This window comes from Pedococcus sp. P1_H8, assembly GCF_056405175.1.
Genome location: NZ_JBFUCP010000008.1, coordinates 237,971 through 254,573 on the forward strand (window position 1 = coordinate 237,971; position 16,603 = coordinate 254,573).

The 16,603-nt window shown below is 70.1% G+C and carries 13 protein-coding genes; 7 read left to right on the forward strand and 6 right to left on the reverse strand.

The window, feature by feature from the left end; genetic code table 11:
• Positions 1-110 precede the first annotated feature (110 nt).
• The 4 genes from AC1DYG_RS13900 to AC1DYG_RS13915 all read left to right on the forward strand — a co-directional run bounded on the left by AC1DYG_RS13900 (position 111) and on the right by AC1DYG_RS13915 (position 6,020).
• Positions 111-1,523, forward strand: a complete 1,413-nt coding sequence (locus tag AC1DYG_RS13900) for a sensor histidine kinase (protein WP_477640462.1) — start codon at positions 111-113, stop codon at positions 1,521-1,523.
• A 53-nt stretch (positions 1,524-1,576) separates the two neighbouring features.
• Entirely contained in the window at positions 1,577-3,115 is a 1,539-nt protein-coding gene (locus AC1DYG_RS13905; RefSeq protein ID WP_477640463.1) for a S1C family serine protease, read from the forward strand.
• Between the two features lie 170 nt (positions 3,116-3,285).
• Positions 3,286-5,310 (forward strand): HelD family protein, encoded by a 2,025-nt coding sequence (locus AC1DYG_RS13910; protein WP_477640464.1) that lies wholly within the window; start codon positions 3,286-3,288, stop codon positions 5,308-5,310.
• Positions 5,311-5,369: 59 nt separating this feature from the next.
• A complete protein-coding gene (locus AC1DYG_RS13915; protein WP_477640465.1) occupies positions 5,370-6,020 on the forward strand; it encodes an HD domain-containing protein in 651 nt (216 codons plus the stop codon).
• Between the two features lie 6 nt (positions 6,021-6,026).
• Here AC1DYG_RS13915 and AC1DYG_RS13920 read toward each other — a convergent pair whose 3' ends face one another.
• Positions 6,027-6,554, reverse strand: coding sequence for an NUDIX hydrolase (locus AC1DYG_RS13920; RefSeq protein ID WP_477640466.1), 528 nt, complete (start codon positions 6,552-6,554; stop codon positions 6,027-6,029).
• On the reverse strand, positions 6,547-7,281 hold the full coding sequence (locus AC1DYG_RS13925) for a DUF4031 domain-containing protein (RefSeq protein WP_477640467.1): 735 nt from the start codon (positions 7,279-7,281) through the stop codon (positions 6,547-6,549). The genes AC1DYG_RS13920 and AC1DYG_RS13925 overlap by 8 nt, the downstream gene beginning before the upstream one ends.
• Before the next feature lie 121 nt (positions 7,282-7,402).
• Between AC1DYG_RS13925 and AC1DYG_RS13930 the strand changes: the two genes are divergently transcribed.
• Entirely contained in the window at positions 7,403-7,693 is a 291-nt protein-coding gene (locus tag AC1DYG_RS13930) for a WXG100 family type VII secretion target (RefSeq protein WP_477640468.1), read from the forward strand.
• A 68-nt stretch (positions 7,694-7,761) separates the two neighbouring features.
• Here the strand turns inward: AC1DYG_RS13930 and AC1DYG_RS13935 are convergent, their stop codons facing one another.
• From AC1DYG_RS13935 to groL, 4 genes are all read right to left on the reverse strand, one after another.
• The gene (locus AC1DYG_RS13935) at positions 7,762-10,305 is read right to left on the reverse strand and encodes an ABC transporter permease (protein ID WP_477640469.1); all 2,544 of its coding nucleotides are present in this window, start codon (positions 10,303-10,305) and stop codon (positions 7,762-7,764) included.
• Between the two features lies 1 nt (position 10,306).
• Positions 10,307-11,098 carry an ABC transporter ATP-binding protein gene (locus AC1DYG_RS13940; protein ID WP_477640470.1) on the reverse strand — a complete coding sequence of 264 codons (792 nt, stop codon included), beginning with the start codon at positions 11,096-11,098 and terminating at the stop codon, positions 10,307-10,309.
• Between the two features lie 135 nt (positions 11,099-11,233).
• Positions 11,234-12,931: an alkaline phosphatase D family protein gene (locus tag AC1DYG_RS13945; RefSeq protein ID WP_477640471.1), complete on the reverse strand. Its 1,698-nt coding sequence runs from the start codon at positions 12,929-12,931 to the stop codon at positions 11,234-11,236.
• A 154-nt stretch (positions 12,932-13,085) separates the two neighbouring features.
• Positions 13,086-14,711, reverse strand: coding sequence for a chaperonin GroEL (gene groL, locus AC1DYG_RS13950; RefSeq protein ID WP_477640472.1), 1,626 nt, complete (start codon positions 14,709-14,711; stop codon positions 13,086-13,088).
• Positions 14,712-15,119: 408 nt separating this feature from the next.
• Here groL and AC1DYG_RS13955 point away from each other — a divergent pair, with 408 nt between their 5' ends.
• Together AC1DYG_RS13955 and AC1DYG_RS13960 are read left to right on the forward strand one after the other, a co-directional pair.
• Positions 15,120-15,956: an endonuclease domain-containing protein gene (locus AC1DYG_RS13955; protein WP_477640473.1), complete on the forward strand. Its 837-nt coding sequence runs from the start codon at positions 15,120-15,122 to the stop codon at positions 15,954-15,956.
• 165 nt (positions 15,957-16,121) lie between these two features.
• A complete protein-coding gene (locus AC1DYG_RS13960) occupies positions 16,122-16,559 on the forward strand; it encodes a phage tail protein (RefSeq protein WP_477640474.1) in 438 nt (145 codons plus the stop codon).
• Positions 16,560-16,603 lie beyond the last annotated feature (44 nt).

A 16,603-nucleotide genomic window follows, 5' to 3' on the forward strand; every position in this document is an offset into this window, starting at 1 on the left:
GAACGCCAACGTCCGCGGCAGGGACGGTTCCCGCGACGGTTGTCGCCGGTCCGGCAAAGGAGTCGACCGGAGACCGCGTCCGGCAGCGCCTGGAGGACCTCCCGCTCCGGGTGCGCCTTGTCGCGGTGCTGCTGACCCTGCTGCTCGCCGCCCTGACGCTCACCGCCGGCGCCACCGCCGCCCTCATGCGACGTGACCTGATGAGCCGGATCGACACCGACCTGCGCATCGCGGCGGCGCCGATCGCCCGGCAGGCCCTGTCGGCCGTCGTCCGGGGCAGCAGCAACGCCAGGCTGCCGAGCAACTACGCCTTCGTCCTCGTGCCGACCGACGGCGAGGACCCGATCACGGTGCGATCCAGCACGGCCGATGCCCTGCCCCGGGTCGGCGCCCTCCCCCTCGCCGACGCACGCGTCCGCAATGGCAAGCCCTTCACGATCGGATCTGTCGACTCACCCCTCAAGTGGCGGGCGGTGGCCGGCAGCATCGGCGGAGGGTCTGCCACGTTCGTCGTCGCCGTTCCCCTCAACGACGTCAACCACACCGTGAACCGGCTGATCCTCGTGGAGCTGCTCATCGGTCTCGTCGTTCTCGGCGCGATGGGCCTCGTGGGTTGGTATGCCGTGCACCGGGCTTTCCGTCCCCTGCGCCAGATCGAGGACACCGCCGCCGCGATCGCCGACGGTGACCTCGCGCGCCGCATCCCCACCCGCACCGCCAAGGACGAGGTCACCTCGCTGTCCCGCTCGCTCAACGTGATGCTGGCCCAGATCGAGCAGTCCTTCGCCGCCCGTGAGGCTTCCGAGGAGCGGATGCGGCAGTTCGTCGCGGACGCCTCGCACGAGCTCCGCACCCCGCTCGCGGCGGTGCGGGGCTACGCCGAGCTCTACCGCCAGGGCGCCGTCAGCGAGCCGGCCGACGTGGCCAGCGCGATGACGCGGATCGAGGGCGAGGCCACCCGGATGGGCGGTCTGGTGGAGGACCTGCTCGTGCTGGCCCGCCTGGACGACCAGCGACCGCTGCGCTTCGCGCCGGTCGACGTGACGGTGCTCGCGGCTGACGCCGCGCAGGACGCCCGCGCCATCGATCCCACCCGCCAGATCGCCGTCTCCGGGTTGTCCGGGCCGTTGGGTCCGACGGTGGCGCCCGGGGACGACGCCAAGCTGCGCCAGCTCCTGGCCAACCTCGTCTCCAACGCCCTCAACCACACCCCAAGTGGCTCACCTCTCGAAATCGCTGTGGGCACAAGGGAATCCGACCAGCACATCGTTGTCGAAGTGCGCGACCACGGGCCGGGAGTCGATCCCGACAAGGCCCGCAAGGTCTTTGAGCGGTTCTACCGCGCCGACCCGTCGCGGGTGCGCGGCACCGGTGGCGGCAACGGTCTCGGGCTGGCCATCGCCGCGGCCATCGTCAACTCGCACCAGGGACGGATCGGCGTTGCCCAGACCCCCGGCGGCGGTGCCACGTTCATCGTGGAGCTGCCCACAGGCAACTCTCAGGCAGCGCCCAGCACCCCTTGACGTTGGGCCGGTTGACTCAGGGTCACCAAGCCACACCAAGGAGCGCGAACGCCATGACCCAGATCCACCCGGACACCCGACCGGACACCACCGGTGACGGCGCGCAGCCTCCCCAACAGCCGACGGCCCCGGTCTGGTTCGGCCAGACGCAGGAGATCACGACCCCTGACGGCCGCACCCGGGAGCTCCCGCGCGACCACGCGGCGCTCGGACTTCCCGGCGTAGCAGGAGATCCAACACTTCCGGGCGTAGCAGGAGATCCAACACTTCCGGGCGTAGCAGGAAATCCAACACTTCCGGCGGCGGGTGCCTCCCCGGCATACCCGCCGTTCTCCCAGACTCCGGCTGGGCCGCCCCCATCCTTTCCCACTCGGGACGGGGCAGAGCCTGCCCAGCCGGGCAAACGGCGTCGACTGACGGAACTCACCGCCGTCGCGGCGCTCGCCGCCCTCCTCGCGAGCGGCGGCACCTACGCCGCGGCCCAGCTGACCGACGGTTCGCAGTCCTCCTCCGCTGCGAGCACGTCGACCCTGGGCCGCGGCACGGACGCCGGCCCGGTGGTCCAGGCCTCTGCCACCAACCCCAACTGGACCGCCACCGCGGCCGCCGTCGCCCCGAGCGTCGTCGCCATCACCGTGAAGTCGGGCCAGAGCGAGGCACAGGGGTCCGGCGTCGTCATCGACGCCAAGGGCCACATCCTCACCAACAACCACGTGGTGAGCGGCGCCGGTTCGAACGCCAGCATCACGGTGACCCTCAACGACGGACGCACCTACAAGGCCACCATCGCGGGCACCGACCCCAGCACCGACCTGGCCGTCATCACCCTGAGCAGCGCCCCGAACGACCTCAAGCCGATCGCGATCGGCAACTCCGACGACATCAAGGTGGGCGACCCGGTCATGGCGATCGGCAACCCGCTGGGCCTCGCCGGGACCGTCACCACCGGGATCGTCAGCGCGCTGAACCGCCCGGTCACCACCGCCGCCGAGGACGACAGCCAGCAGCAGGACCCGTTCGGCCAGAGCCTGCCCGGCCAGGACAGCCAGCCCCAGACCAGCACCGACGGCAACTCCGTCGTGACCAACGCGATCCAGACCTCCGCGGCCATCAACCCGGGCAACTCCGGTGGCGCGCTCGTCAACGCGTCGGGCCAGCTGATCGGCATCAACTCCGCCATCGCCAGCCTCGGCTCGTCGAGCAGCAGCCAGAGCGGAAGCATCGGCATCGGGTTCGCCATCCCGGCCAACGAGGCCAAGAGCATCGCCTCGCAGCTCATCATGTCCGGCAAGGCGGAGCACGCCTTCCTCGGGGTCAGCCTCGGGGACGGCACGGCCTCCGACGGCACCAGCCAGCGCGCCGGCGCCGAGATCACCGCGATCTCGGCCAACACCCCGGCGGCCGACGCCGGCCTCCAGAAGGGCGACGTGGTCACCGCCGTCGACTCCGAGCGGGTCGACTCGGCGCTGTCGCTCGTGGCCAACATCCGCGAACGCGCCGTGGGCGACAAGGTGACCCTCACCGTGCTGCGCAACGGCAAGCAGCTCAACCTCACCGCGACGCTCGTGGCCAAGGCGGCGGCGACCAACTGACGGTTGGTCCTCCCCCGGCCGGGCCGGGCGCCTCGTCTCCTTTCCGAGAGCGCCCGGCCCGGCCATCACTGCATCCGTCACCGCATCGGTCACCGCACCGGCGGCTGACGCACCAGCTGTTGATACAAACCGTTCGACGCGGGGGTCGCTCGGTGGCAAGGTAGACCCTTGTGTCTGCACCCGCGCCAGCCCCCGAACTCAGGCGCGAGCAGGACTACCTCGTCGCCGCGCGCGAAGCCCTCACCCGGATGCGCGAGCAGACCCTGTCGCTGAAGATCCAGGCGCACGACCCGATCTCCGCCGAGCACCTCGCCCGCACGCTGCACCTGCGGGCCGCCTCACTCCAGGACGACCCGTCGACCACGCTGTTCTTCGGCCGGATCGACACCGACACCGACGAGCGGTGGTACATCGGGCGTCGCCACGTCGCGGACTCGGCCGGCGACCCGCTGGTCATCGACTGGCGCGCCGGGATGTCGACAGCGTTCTATCGCGCCTCGCGGACCGAGCCGATGGGCGTGGTGCTCCGGCGCCGGTTCGGGCTGGACCACGGCGCGATCACGGCCTACGAGGACGAGCACCTCCAGGACCGGGCCGAGCACGACATCCGAAGCCAGATCCTGGCCGAGGAGATCGAGCGTCCTCGCGTCGGGCCGATGCGCGACATCGTCGCCACCATCCAGCCCGAGCAGGACGAGATCGTCCGCGCAGGGGCAGACCAGACGATCTGCGTCCAAGGGGCGCCGGGCACGGGCAAGACCGCCGTGGGCCTGCACCGAGCCGCCTGGCTGCTCTATGCCTTCCGCGACCGCCTCGCCCGGTCCGGGGTCCTCGTGATCGGCCCGAACCGTGCCTTCCTCGAACACATCGGCGCCGTCCTGCCGGCCCTCGGGGAGGTGGCCGTCGGCCACACCACGATCGAGGAACTGGTCGCGTCCGTGCCCGTCCGTGGCGCCGACAGCACCGAAACCGCTGTGCTCAAAGGCGATGCACGCCTCGCCGAGGTGCTCCGGTATGCCGTGTGGTCGGCGGTGCAGCGCGCGACCGAACCACTCGTGGTGCCCAGGGGCGTGCGCAAGTGGCGGGTCCCGGCATACGAGGTCAACGAGATCCTGGACGAGCTGAAGGCGAGGGGCGTGCGCTACGACGCGGCGCGCCAGATGCTGCCCCAGCGACTCGCCCACGCGGTCCTCCTGCAGATGGAGGGCGCGGGCGACTCACCCGACGACCGCGTGCAGGACCAGGTGGCCCGCAGCGCGATCGTGAAGAAGTACGTCTCGACCCTGTGGCCGGCGCTCGACGCCAAGGCCGTGCTGTTCTCCCTGCTATCCGACCCCGACGTGCTGGCGCGCCACTCGCAGGACCTGCTGACCGACGACGAGCGCCGGATCCTGTTGTGGGACAACCCGGCTCGCTCCAAGGGGACCGTCCGCTGGTCACGGCCCGACACCGTGCTGCTTGACGAGCTCGGAGACCACATCGCCCGCACACCGTCGTTGGGGCACGTCGTCCTCGACGAGGCGCAGGATCTGTCCCCCATGCAGCTGCGGGCTGTCGGCCGGCGGTGCTCGACCGGTGCGGCGACGGTGCTGGGCGACATCGCCCAGGGGACGACGCCGTGGGCCACCGACTCGTGGGAGTCCTCACTGCACCACCTGGGCAAGTCCGGCAGCCACGTCGAGGTCCTCGACCGGGGTTTCCGTGTCCCGGCGAGCGTCATCGAGTACGCCGCCCAGCTGCTCCCCCACATGGCGCCGGGCCTCGGCGCCCCCGTGTCGGTCCGCGACAACCGAGGTCGGCTCGACCTCGTCGCCGTGACGTCCGGCGACCTCCTGGCGCGCACCGCCGACGTCGTGGCCGGCGAGCTCGTCGAGCCGGGGTCGATCGGCGTCATCGCCCCTGACGACCTGGTGGCCGAGGTGTCCAAGGCCCTGGCCCGCCAAGGCATCGACCACGGCGTGCTCGGGCAGGACCACGGCGACATCGACCACCAGGTCGACGTCGTGCCGGCCACCGTCGCCAAGGGCCTCGAGTTCGACCGGGTCATCGTCGTCGAGCCGGCCGCCATCGCCGCCGCCGAGCCCGACCAGCGCACCGGGCTGCGGCGGCTCTACGTCGTGCTGACCCGAGCCGTCTCGGCCCTCACCGTCGTCCACGCCGAGCCGCTGCCCGCCGAGCTCGCGCAACGGCCCTAGCCAGGCCCGTGTCGCGCGACTCAGGCCCGAGCGGGCCCGGGCTCTGTCAGACTCGGCCCGTGCCGGCCCTCATCACGTGGTGGAAGCTCGACGTCGCCGAGCTCGCCCCGAGCGCGCACTCGGACGCCGTCCTGGCGATCGGGTCCGACCTGGTGCGCAGGCTCGACGAGGAGCACCGCAGCTATCACACGACACGACACCTCGTGGAGCTGTTCTGGGCACTCGAGGACCTGGAGCGCGCCCACGTCATCTCCGCTCGTGAGGCAGCACTGGGCCGGATGGCCGGATGGTTCCACGATGCGGTCTACGACCCCACGACGGCCCCCGGTGACAACGAGATCCACAGCGCCGAGCTGGCCGTCCGCGACCTCAGCGCTCTCGGTTTCGCGGAGGACGACATCGAGGTCGTGCGCGACCTCGTCCTCGCCACGCAGACCCACGAGCTGGCCCACGACGGACTGGCCGCCGCCTTCCACGACGCCGACCTGTGGATCCTCAGCGCCCCGCGTGGTCGCTACGACGAGTACACCGTCCAGGTGCGCCAGGAGTATGCCGCCGTGCCCGACGACGTCTTCGCGTCCGCCCGGGCGGCGATCCTGCGACCCTTCATCGACCGCGAGTCGATCTACGCCACGGCGTTCGCCCGGGAGAACTGGGAGGACGCCGCCCGCACCAACCTCGCGGCCGAGCTGAGCCTGCTCACCGGCTGAAGCCCGTCAGGGTTCCGCGGTCATGGCCGCAGCCACCAGGGGCCACCAGAACTGCCGCCCTGACAGGGCCTCGAACTCCTCGGCACTCACCCACTTCGGGTCGACCGCGTCCGGCTCGGACGCGGCGAGATCGCTTCCCACCACAGGGATCCGCGCACGGAAGACCTGCATCGACCCTCCGCCCTCGGGCCACAGCCCGTGACGGGAGACGGGGGTGTAGTCCTCGTGCGCGAAGACCCGCAGGGTCGCCGGGTCCAGCCGCAGGCCGGTCTCCTCCTCGACCTCACGAAGTGCGCACTCGACCACCGACTCACCGGGCTCTCGCCAGCCGCCCGGAATGCTCCACTCGCGGCGCCGCGGACTGTAGGCCACGGCATACCGATCGATCGCATCGGTCACCACCACCGTGGCCACGAAGACGCTGTCGTCGGCAGCCGGCACGGTCGACGCCCACAGCTCGACGTCGGCCACCGAGCCGTCGGCGAAGGTCGCTCCGGAAACCGCGGCGACGAGTCGGTCCCCCGGATCAGCCACGGTCCAGCCTCTCGGTCAAGGGCCACCAATGACGCTGCGACAGTTCGGATTCCGCGCGATCGAGTGCCAACCAGGTGGCATGGCTCGGCTCATCTCCCTGCGCGAGCCGGTCGGAGTAGACGGCGAAGCACGCCTTGGGGACCGGCCACGGATAGCCGGGGTCGGGTGACGGCACGGTGTTGCGGACGTAGCCCAGCAGCGTCGGCGACAAGGAGATCGGTAAGCCCATCACGTCCTCGACGAGTGCAGCAAGCGCCTCCGCCGGCGTCTGGTCCCGCACGGCTCGGGATGGCAGGTCCCAGCCACTGTCCGACCGCTCGACGACGAGCAGGTCCTGCCCGCGCACCAGGGCCAGCCGCACCAGGACGGTGTTGGCGGGCGGGTCGTCCTGACGGGAGGCGATGACGTCGGCCCGCGAACCCGGCGGCAGCCAGGACGCGCCTGGCACCGCCCGCACGACGCGCTCGTGCTTGCGCTTCTGGATCCGCAGGCCGCTCCGCTGCAGGATCCGCACGACCTCCCGCCCGTCGACCGGGGCGGCGCCGGCAGCGACCAGGGCGGCATAGCTCTCCTGGGGCACGTCGTAGTGGTCGCCCTCGAACCCGCGGCGCGGGATCCCTTGGGCCGCAGCGAAATCGTGGAGCTCGTCATAGGACGTGTCGCTGACGAGGTGGGACCACAGCCGACCGTGGGCGGGCCAGGCGGGCGGGTCGATCCAGATCGTCACCCGGCTGACGCTACCGCGCCATGGTCGGCCCTGTGGATAACCCCGGGCCGACCTCGCCCCGGTGCCTAGCCTCGACGCAGGCGGATGTCATGGGGGCACCGCACGGGTCAGGAGGACAACCATGTCGGCACAGTTCACGGTGGACACCGAGCGCATCCACGCCGCGTCGGGCGACATCGCCCGGATCTCCAGCGAGATCGACGGCCAGGTCACGGCGATGATGGCGCGGCTCAACGGCCTGCAGGGGGCGTGGACCGGCACGGCGTCCGCGCGGTTCCAGTCCCTGGTCGCCGAGTGGCAGGGCACCCAGAAGCAGGTGCGCGCCTCGCTCGACTCGATCGGCGGCGTGCTGGCCGCCGCGGGAGCGCACTACGCCGAGACCGAGGCGCAGACGCTGCGGATGTTCAGCTGACGTCGCGTTGCGGTGAGGGCGCGGCCCGGACCGTGCTGGTCCGGGCCACGCGTCACGCGGTCGACCGACTACTCCGTGGTGATGGCCTTGAGCACGTCGAGCCGGGAGGCCCGACGTCCGGGCCAGAGGGCCGCGAGCACGCCCACCACACCGGCCAGCGCCACGAAGATCGCCAGCTGCGGGACGGGGATCGCCAGCACATCGATGCCGTCGTCGGCCAGCGAGCGCTGCAGACCCCAGCCGGCGCCGAGGCCCAGAAGCACGCCGAGGACGGCTCCCAGCAGGGCGATCGCGACCGACTCCAGCCGCAGCATCGTCCGCAGCTGGCGGCGGCTGAGCCCGACGGCCCGCAGCAGCCCGATCTCGCGGGTCCGCTCGATCACCGACAGGGCCAGGGTGTTGACGATGCCCAGGACCGCGATGATGACGGCCAGGCCGAGCAGGGCGTAGATCATGTAGAGCAGCTGGTCGATCGGCTTGCGCTGCTCTGCCGCGAACGCGTCCTGGTCCTTGAGGGTGACGGTCGGCAGGTCGGCGATGACCTTGTCGATGCCGGCCTCGATGGCCGCCTTGTCGGCCCCGGGCTGACGCACGACGAACGTCAGGCTGTCCTGCTCCGGCCGTCCGTTCGCGGTGGCGGTCGCGATCGAGGTCAGCACGGGGATGTCCATGGCCTCCATCGACTTGTAGATGGCGGCGACGGTGTAGCTGGCTTCCTTGCCGGCGGCGATCGAGGCCTTGACGGTGTCACCGAGCCCCAGATCCAGCTCCTTGGCGGACTTGTCGGTGAGCATGACGGTGTTTCCGGTGAGGCCGGACAGCTTGCCCTGCAGGACCTCTATGGGCACGGCCCGAGCGAACGTCGCCGGGTCGACCGCGGCGGCGAACTGGGTGTCCCCGCCCTTCTTGAACACGGTGTAGCGCACCGGGGTGGCCACCTCGACGCCCGGGACCTTGGCCACCTCGGCCGTGATCGCAGACGAGAACGGCTGACCGATCGCGTTGGACACGACGTAGTCGGCGACAAAGTTCTGCGCGATCGACTTGTCGACACTCGCCTTGGCCGACGCCCCGAACACCGACATCATCGACACCAGGGTCAGGCCGATCATCAGGGCCGAGGCCGTGGCCGCGGTGCGACGCGGGTTGCGGACGGCGTTCTGCTCGGCCATCACCCCGACCGTGCCGAACAACCGTCGGTAGACGAAGCCACAGGCGGCGATCACCGGACGGCCGATCACCGGACTCGTCAGCGCCACGCCGAGCAGCAGCCCGAAGACACCACCACCGACGTAGAGCGCCGAGTGGTCGATGTCGGTGAAGGCACCGAGGTAGCCGGCCACCAGCCCACCGACCATGAGCACGGTGCCCACCAGCAGGCGCCAGCGCAGCGCCGACTCGGGCAGGGCCACGTCGTCGCGCATCGCGGCCACCGGCGGCATCTTGCCGGCGCGGCGCGCGGGCAGGTAGGCGGCGACCATCGTCACGAGCAGCCCCACGGCATACGACCACATGGCGGTGGTCCACTCGAAGACGAGAGGTGACCCGCTGAGGTCCAGACCGAACTGCGCGAACAGCGCCTTGATCCCCAGGGCCAGGACGAAGCCGAGGCCGAGTCCCAGCGTCGCACCGACGAGACCGACGACGAAAGCCTCGAAGAGCACCGACCGCGTCACCTGCTTGCGAGCGGCGCCGAGGGCGCGGAACAACGCGAGCTCGCGGCTGCGCTGGGCGACCAGGATCGAGAAGGTGTTGACGATGAGGAACGACCCGACGAACAGCGCGATCCCGGCGAAGACCAGCAAGAACGTGTTGATGAACGACAGCGCCTGGTTGATCGAGTTCTGCGACTCCTTGGCGACGGCCTTGCCGGTGACGGCCTCGTAGCCCTTGGGCAGTTTGGCCTGGACGGCCTTGGCGAGGTCCTCCTGGCTGACGCCGTCCTTGGCCGTGACCCACGCGTCGGTGTACTCGTCCCTGCCACCGAGGTACAGCTCCTGGGCGGTCTTGGTGTCGAAGAAGGTGAGGGTCGCGCCCACGAGACCCGACTTGAACTCGGCGAGCCCCACCAGGGTGGCGCGGACGATCGGCGTCGGGCTGCTGGTGGCCAGCGTGACCTCGTCGCCGATCCTGTAGCCGGCTCGCTCCGCCGTGCCGGCGTCGAGGACGACCTCACCCTTCCTGTTGGGCGAGCGCCCCTGCTTGATGTATGCCGGGGGCTCACCCGCCGCCGTCGGTGCGTCGTTCCAGGACAGGCCCAACCCCGGGGCACCCTGACCGCCGATCAGCTTGCCCTTCGTGGACACGACGAAGGTGGTGGGGTCGGTGACGTTGCCGTCGGCACGGGCCACCCCGGGCACGGACGCGAGGTCGCGGACCATGGCCCCCGGCATGGTGGCCGACGAAGGGGCGCTGTCGAAGTCGCCGCTCACGCTGTCGGGGCGCACGACAACGTCGCCGACGGTGTCGACGATCCCGCTGAAGGCCTTCCCGAGCGTGTCGGTGAAGATCAGCGATCCCGAGACGAACGAGACGCCGAGGATGATGGCGAAGGCGCTCATGAACAGCCGCAGCTTGCGGCCCATCAGGCTCTTCCAGCTGGCACGCAACATGTCAGGCGCCGGCCTGCGCGGACAGGTGCGCCAACCGCTCGAGGATCTTCTCGGCAGTGGGCTCACGCATCTCGTCGACGACCTTGCCGTCCGCGAGGAAGACCACGCGGTCGGTGTGGGCGGCGGCATTGGCGTCGTGGGTGACCATGACGATGGTCTGGTCGAACTCGTCGACGCTGCGGCGCAGGAACCCCAGCACCTCGGCCCCCGACGTCGAGTCGAGGTTGCCGGTGGGCTCGTCGGCGAAGACGATCTCGGGCTTGCTGACCAGCGCCCGCGCGCAGGCGACGCGCTGCTGCTGGCCACCGGAGAGCTCGCTCGGCCGGTGGCTGAGCCGGTCACGCAGGCCGACGGTGTCGATCACGGTGTCGAACCAGGCAGGGTCCGGCGTGCGCCCGGCGATGGCGAGAGGCAGCAGGATGTTCTCCTCCGCGTTGAGCGTGGGGATGAGGTTGAAGGCCTGGAAGACGAACCCGATCCGGTCGCGACGCAGGAGGGTCAGCGCCTTGTCCTTGAGCCGGGTGATGTCGACGTCCCCGATGTAGACCTCACCAGAGGTCACCGCGTCGAGGCCGGCCGCGCAGTGCATCATCGTCGACTTGCCCGAGCCGGAGGGGCCCATGATTGCGGTGAACTCTCCGCGCGCGATGTCGATGCTGACGCCGTCGAGGGCGCGAACCTGCGCCTCTCCCTTGCCGTAGACCTTGTGCAAGTCGACGACCCGGGCGGCGGGGGTCGCCGACGACGGGCTGTCCGTCGTCGAGGTGGCGGTGGTGGGGGGCGTGGCGGTCATCGGTGCTCCCGAAGTCATGGCAGTGGTTTTCACGATGTCAACGCTAGAGATTGCCCCCATGCTTCCACCCTCAGGTACCACCCCCACCTGCCCCTGAGCCGACCCTGAGAGCCGGACCCCTGCGGACCCCGAGAGTCAGTGGACGACAACCCGGGCAACTCGTCGCAGATCGGGCGCGTCGAAGCGGTCGCCGCTGACCTCCCCCGCCTCCCAACGGATCACGAGTCCCCGCCCGCGCACCTCGAGCGTGGCCAGGTTGTTGTCGAACCACGGACCATCGGTGACGTCCCACCGGTATGGCGCGTTGGGCACCTTGTCGGTGCGGTTCACCAGGAAGGCCAGTGGCCGGGCGAGGCCCTTGCCCAGCACCGCCTGGGCGATGCGGACCTGTCGGGGCAGGGGGTTGCGGATCGGTGAGCAGACGGCCTGGAGGACCGCGCTGCTGCCGGCCGGGAGCTGGCCGGCGGGGATCTGCGTGACGTAGGAGTTGTGCACGTCACCGGACAGGAACGTGATCGTGCCGGGCCGACGGCCCCGCTTGCCGCTGGCGACCTCCACCACCATGGCGAGCACCGCCGCGAAGCCGTCCTGGAACGCCGCCCAGTGCTCGAGGTCGACGGCGCGGCGCATCTTCTCGCCCCACTTCGCGACGCGCGGCCCCCAGGCCCCGGTGGCCATCGCCTCGTTGATCGCCTCGAGGTCGTGGATGCCCTGCGCGATGAAGAACGGCAGCGACGTGCCGATGAAGAGGTGGTCCACGTCGCCGCGCAGCTGACCGTCCAGCCACTCCAGCTCGTCGTCGTCGAGGATCGAGCGCCGCTCCGGCTCCAGCACGCGGGCCGCGCGGGAGTCCACCACCACGAGCCGGGACTCCCCGAGGTCTCGGCTGTAGCTCCAGCGGTAGGTCTCGGGCTGGCTGTCGACGCGTTCGGCCAGGTCGTCCAGCACGCGGGTCAGGTCGAGCTCACCGGTCGAACCGCCGTCCGCGTGGGCCACGATCTGCTGCCACACCTCGTCGTGCGCCAGCTCTTCGGGCGAGAGGTTGCCGACGTGCTGGTAGACCCAGTAGGAGGCGAGCCCACCGACGATCCGCTGGTGCCACCAGGACGTCTGGTTGATCTCGCGCTTCCAGCTCTGCGAGGTGTTCCAGTCGTCGCGGATGTCGTGGTCGTCGAAGATCATCGCGCTCGGCAGGGTCGAGAGCAGCCAGCGGTTCAGCGGGTCGCTCCAGGCCAGGAAGTACAGGTGGGAGTACTCCTCGAAGTCCTTCAGCTCCTCACCGGGCGGCTCGTCGAGGCTGCGCCGCGAGGCGATGAACTCCTGCATCTGCTCGCTGGTCTCGTCGGCGTACACCTGGTCGCCGAGGAAGCAGACGAGGTGGGGCCAGTCCTTCTCGTCCCGCTCGGGCCGGCTCAGGTGGTACGCGTATGCACGCAGGGCGTCCACGCCGTTGCTGGCATTGCCCTCGGCGTCGTGCGGGACGGTCGTGCGGCACGACCCGAACGCCAGCCGGGTGGGTTCGCTGTGCAGCAGGGTCCTGATCCGGCTCGCCGGGAGGTCAGGATGGTCCGGTTCGGCCTGCGGCCACACCTGCTCGCCGTCGATGTCGACGGCGTAGTCGCTGGCCGTGCCGGGCTCCAGGCCGTCGACGACGACGAGGGCGTAGTGCCGATCGTGCGCACCGAAGGTGGGCACCGACCACTCCCGGTCGAAAGCCCGCACCCGCACCACGGCGGAGTCTCGCGTCTGGACCCAGACCGTCGCCGATGTCTCACCGATGTAGCGGAGCAGCGGCCCCAGCGTCAGGGGCCCCGCGGGGAGGTGAGTCGGCACGAGACCGTTCTACACGGCATACCTGTCCAGTGGGGCACAAAGCCGAAGGGCGGCCCACCCGAAGGTGAGCCGCCCTTGGCGGATCTGTGACGACCGACCCGGCTGACGCGCGACGAAGGAGTGCGTCAGCTTGGTCGGAGCAGCTCCAATGGACTCAGAAGCCCATGCCACCCATCTCGTCGCCACCGGGGGCCATCGCCTGAGCCTTTTCGGGCTTGTCGGCGATGACGGCCTCGGTGGTGAGGAACAGCGCGGCGATCGACGCGGCGTTCTGCAGCGCGGAACGCGTCACCTTCGCCGGGTCGATGATGCCCGCGGCGATGAGGTCGACGTACTCGCCGGTGGCGGCGTTGAGGCCCCACCCTGCATCGAGCGTGCTGACCTTCTCTGCCACGACGCCACCCTCGAGGCCGGCGTTGATCGCGATCTGCTTGAGCGGAGCGGAGGCTGCGACGCGAACGATGTTCGCACCGGTGGCCTCGTCACCCTCGAGCTCGAGCTTCTCGAACGCGGCCTTGGTCGCCTGGAGCAGGGCCACGCCACCACCGGCGACGATCCCCTCCTCGATGGCAGCCTTGGCGTTGCGCACTGCATCCTCGATGCGGTGCTTGCGCTCCTTGAGCTCGACCTCGGTCGCGGCACCGGCCTTGATGACTGCGACACCGCCGGCCAGCTTGGCCAGGCGCTCCTGCAGCTTCTCGCGGTCGTAGTCGCTGTCGGACTTGTCGATCTCGGCGCGGATCTGGTTGACGCGACCCTGGATCTGGTCGGCGTCGCCAGCACCCTCGACGATGGTCGTCTCGTCCTTGGTGACGACGACCTTGCGAGCGCGGCCGAGCATGTCGAGCTCCGCGGTATCGAGCTTGAGGCCGACCTCCTCGGAGATGACCTGGCCACCGGTGAGGATGGCGATGTCGGCCAGCATGGCCTTGCGACGGTCACCGAAGCCGGGAGCCTTGACGGCAACCGACTTGAAGGTGCCGCGGATCTTGTTGACCACCAGGGTCGACAGGGCCTCGCCGTCCACGTCCTCCGAGATGATGAGCAGCGGCTTGCCGGACTGCATGACCTTCTCGAGGAGGGGCAGCAGGTCCTTGATGCCGGAGATCTTGGAGTTGACCACGAGGACGTAGGCGTCCTCGAGAACCGCTTCCATGCGCTCGGTGTCGGTGACGAAGTAGTGGCTGATGTAGCCCTTGTCGAAGCGCATGCCCTCGGTGAGCTCGAGCTCGAGGCCGAAGGTGTTGGACTCCTCGACGGTGATGACGCCTTCCTTGCCGACCTTGTCCATGGCCTCGGCGATCATCTCGCCGATCAGGGGGTCAGCAGCAGAGATCGAGGCCGTCGAAGCAATCTGCTCCTTGGTCTCGACGTCCTTGGCCATCTCGAGCAGCTGGGCGGAGACGGCCTCGACGGCCTTCTCGATGCCACGCTTGAGGGCCATCGGGTTGGCGCCTGCGGCGACGTTGCGCAGACCCTCCTTGACGAGGGCCTGGGCGAGAACGGTGGCCGTGGTCGTGCCGTCGCCAGCGACGTCATCCGTCTTCTTGGCAACTTCCTTGACCAGCTCTGCGCCGATCTTCTCGTACGGGTCGTCCAGCTCGATCTCCTTGGCGATGGACACACCATCGTTGGTGATCGTGGGGGCTCCCCACTTCTTCTCGAGGACGACGTTGCGGCCCTTCGGACCGAGGGTCACGCGGACGGCATCGGCGAGAATGTTCATTCCCCGCTCGAGACCGCGGCGAGCCTCTTCATCGAAAGCGATGATCTTGGCCATTCGGGTGGTTCCTCCCACGCGAAACGTAAACGATGGCCAGCGGGCGCCCGCGACGGACGGACCGGCTTGCGCGGCTCACGTCGCCGCGGTCCCCGGACCTCGCCCTGACTGGCCTGGATTGTCACTCTCATGGTGAGAGTGCTAACGCCATTATTGGCACTCTCAGGGGGAGAGTGCAAACGGGTCGGTGCTCGCGGCGTTAGGCCGCTAAGGCCGCCGCTCCCGGACTGCCCCGAGATCCCAGCTCTCGGGCTTCAGGACCCTGCCGTAGGGCGAGAGCTGGGATCTCGGCGGACGCGCGCGGCCGCCTGTGGAGAACTCGGAGTCGCGGGCCGCGGATTTGCCACTCTCACGGGGTGCCTCGACCGTTGACTCCACTGCCCGGCGCTCCGCGATCGGGCGTTCACCGTGGCCGAAGCACGCCAGGAGCAGGTCACACAGTCCCGACTCGACGCGCGCGACCTGGCGCGACCGTCCTGGGGTCTGCGCAGCAGCCGACCCGCGGGCAGCATCGAGGACCGGGTCCGCGACCTGTCGCTGATCCTCCCGAACGGGTCGGCCTTCTCCCACCTGACTGCCGCCCGGCTCTGGCGCCTCCCGCTGCCGACCCCGTGGGCCCTGACGGAGCCGGTCGACGTCCTCACCCCGGGCACGCCACTGCGACGGACGGGTGTCCGTGGCCATCGAGGCCTGGAGCGACGCGCGCTGGAGGTCCTCCGAGGGCTGAGGGTCACATCGCCGGTCCCCACCTGGGCCGACCTCGCACCGCTGCCCGGCCTCTCCGTCGAGGACCTCGTCATCGCCGGAGACGCATTCGCGACGCGTGATCCCGACCTGCTGGCCGCCTTCGTCCGCGCTGGGGAGGGCACGAGAGCCAGGGGGCAACGCAAGGCGCGTGCCGCCGCCGCGCTCATCCGGAGCGGCAGCGGATCGCCGATGGAGACGAGAGCCCGGCTCGCCTTCGGCCGGGCGGGCCTGCCTGAGCCAGAGCTGAACGCCACTGTGTATGCCGAGGACGGCCAGTTCCTCGCACGGGTGGACTTCCTGTGGCGGGAGGCTCGCGTCATCGTCGAGTACGAGGGCGACCAACACCGGACTGACCGCCGACAGTGGCAGAACGACGTCCAGCGGGTGCGCCTCCTCGAGGGCATGGGCTGGAAGGTCATCCGGATCACCGCAGCAGACCTCTCCGACCCGCACCGCCGCGGCGAGCTCATGCGCATTCTTCACGACCTCGTGGGGTGACCCGTGTCTCCGAGATCCCAGCTCTCGGGCCTCAGGACCAGGAGCTGGCCCGAGAGCTGGGATCTCGGGCGAGGGGTTTCCCCGGAGCTGGCCCGAGAGCTGGGATCTCGGGCGACATCGGGCTCTGGGGTTCCGCGTGGGGGTCCCGGGTGGGACGCTCGGCTCATGGCTGCGCACCCCGACCCGTTCGAGGGCTCGAACTTCATCGTCGACTTCGCCGGCGCGGACGACGCGTCCTTCTCCCACGTCGACCTCCCGGTGGCCCTCTTGGACGAGATCGCCTACCGGTCGGGGAACGACAAGGCCAACGAACCGCGCAAGCAGCCCGGACTGGCGAGCTACTCGCACCTGGTGCTCAGCCGTGGCCTGACCGCCAACCTCGACCTCTGGAACTGGTGGGAGGCCGCCCGCAACGGCGATCCCACGGTGGACCGCAACGTCGTCGTCAAGCTGCTCGACGGGACCGGTCAGCTCGTCCTGACCTGGAAGTTCCGCAACGCCTTCCCGGCCGTCTACCGGCTGAGCCCGCTGGATGCCGCGTCCACCGACGTGGTCGTCGAGACGGTCGAGCTCGCCTTCGACTCCATGGACGTCGAGGTCTAGCCCCCGGTCGCTCCCTGCCCCACGTGGCGCCGATCGGCGCGAGT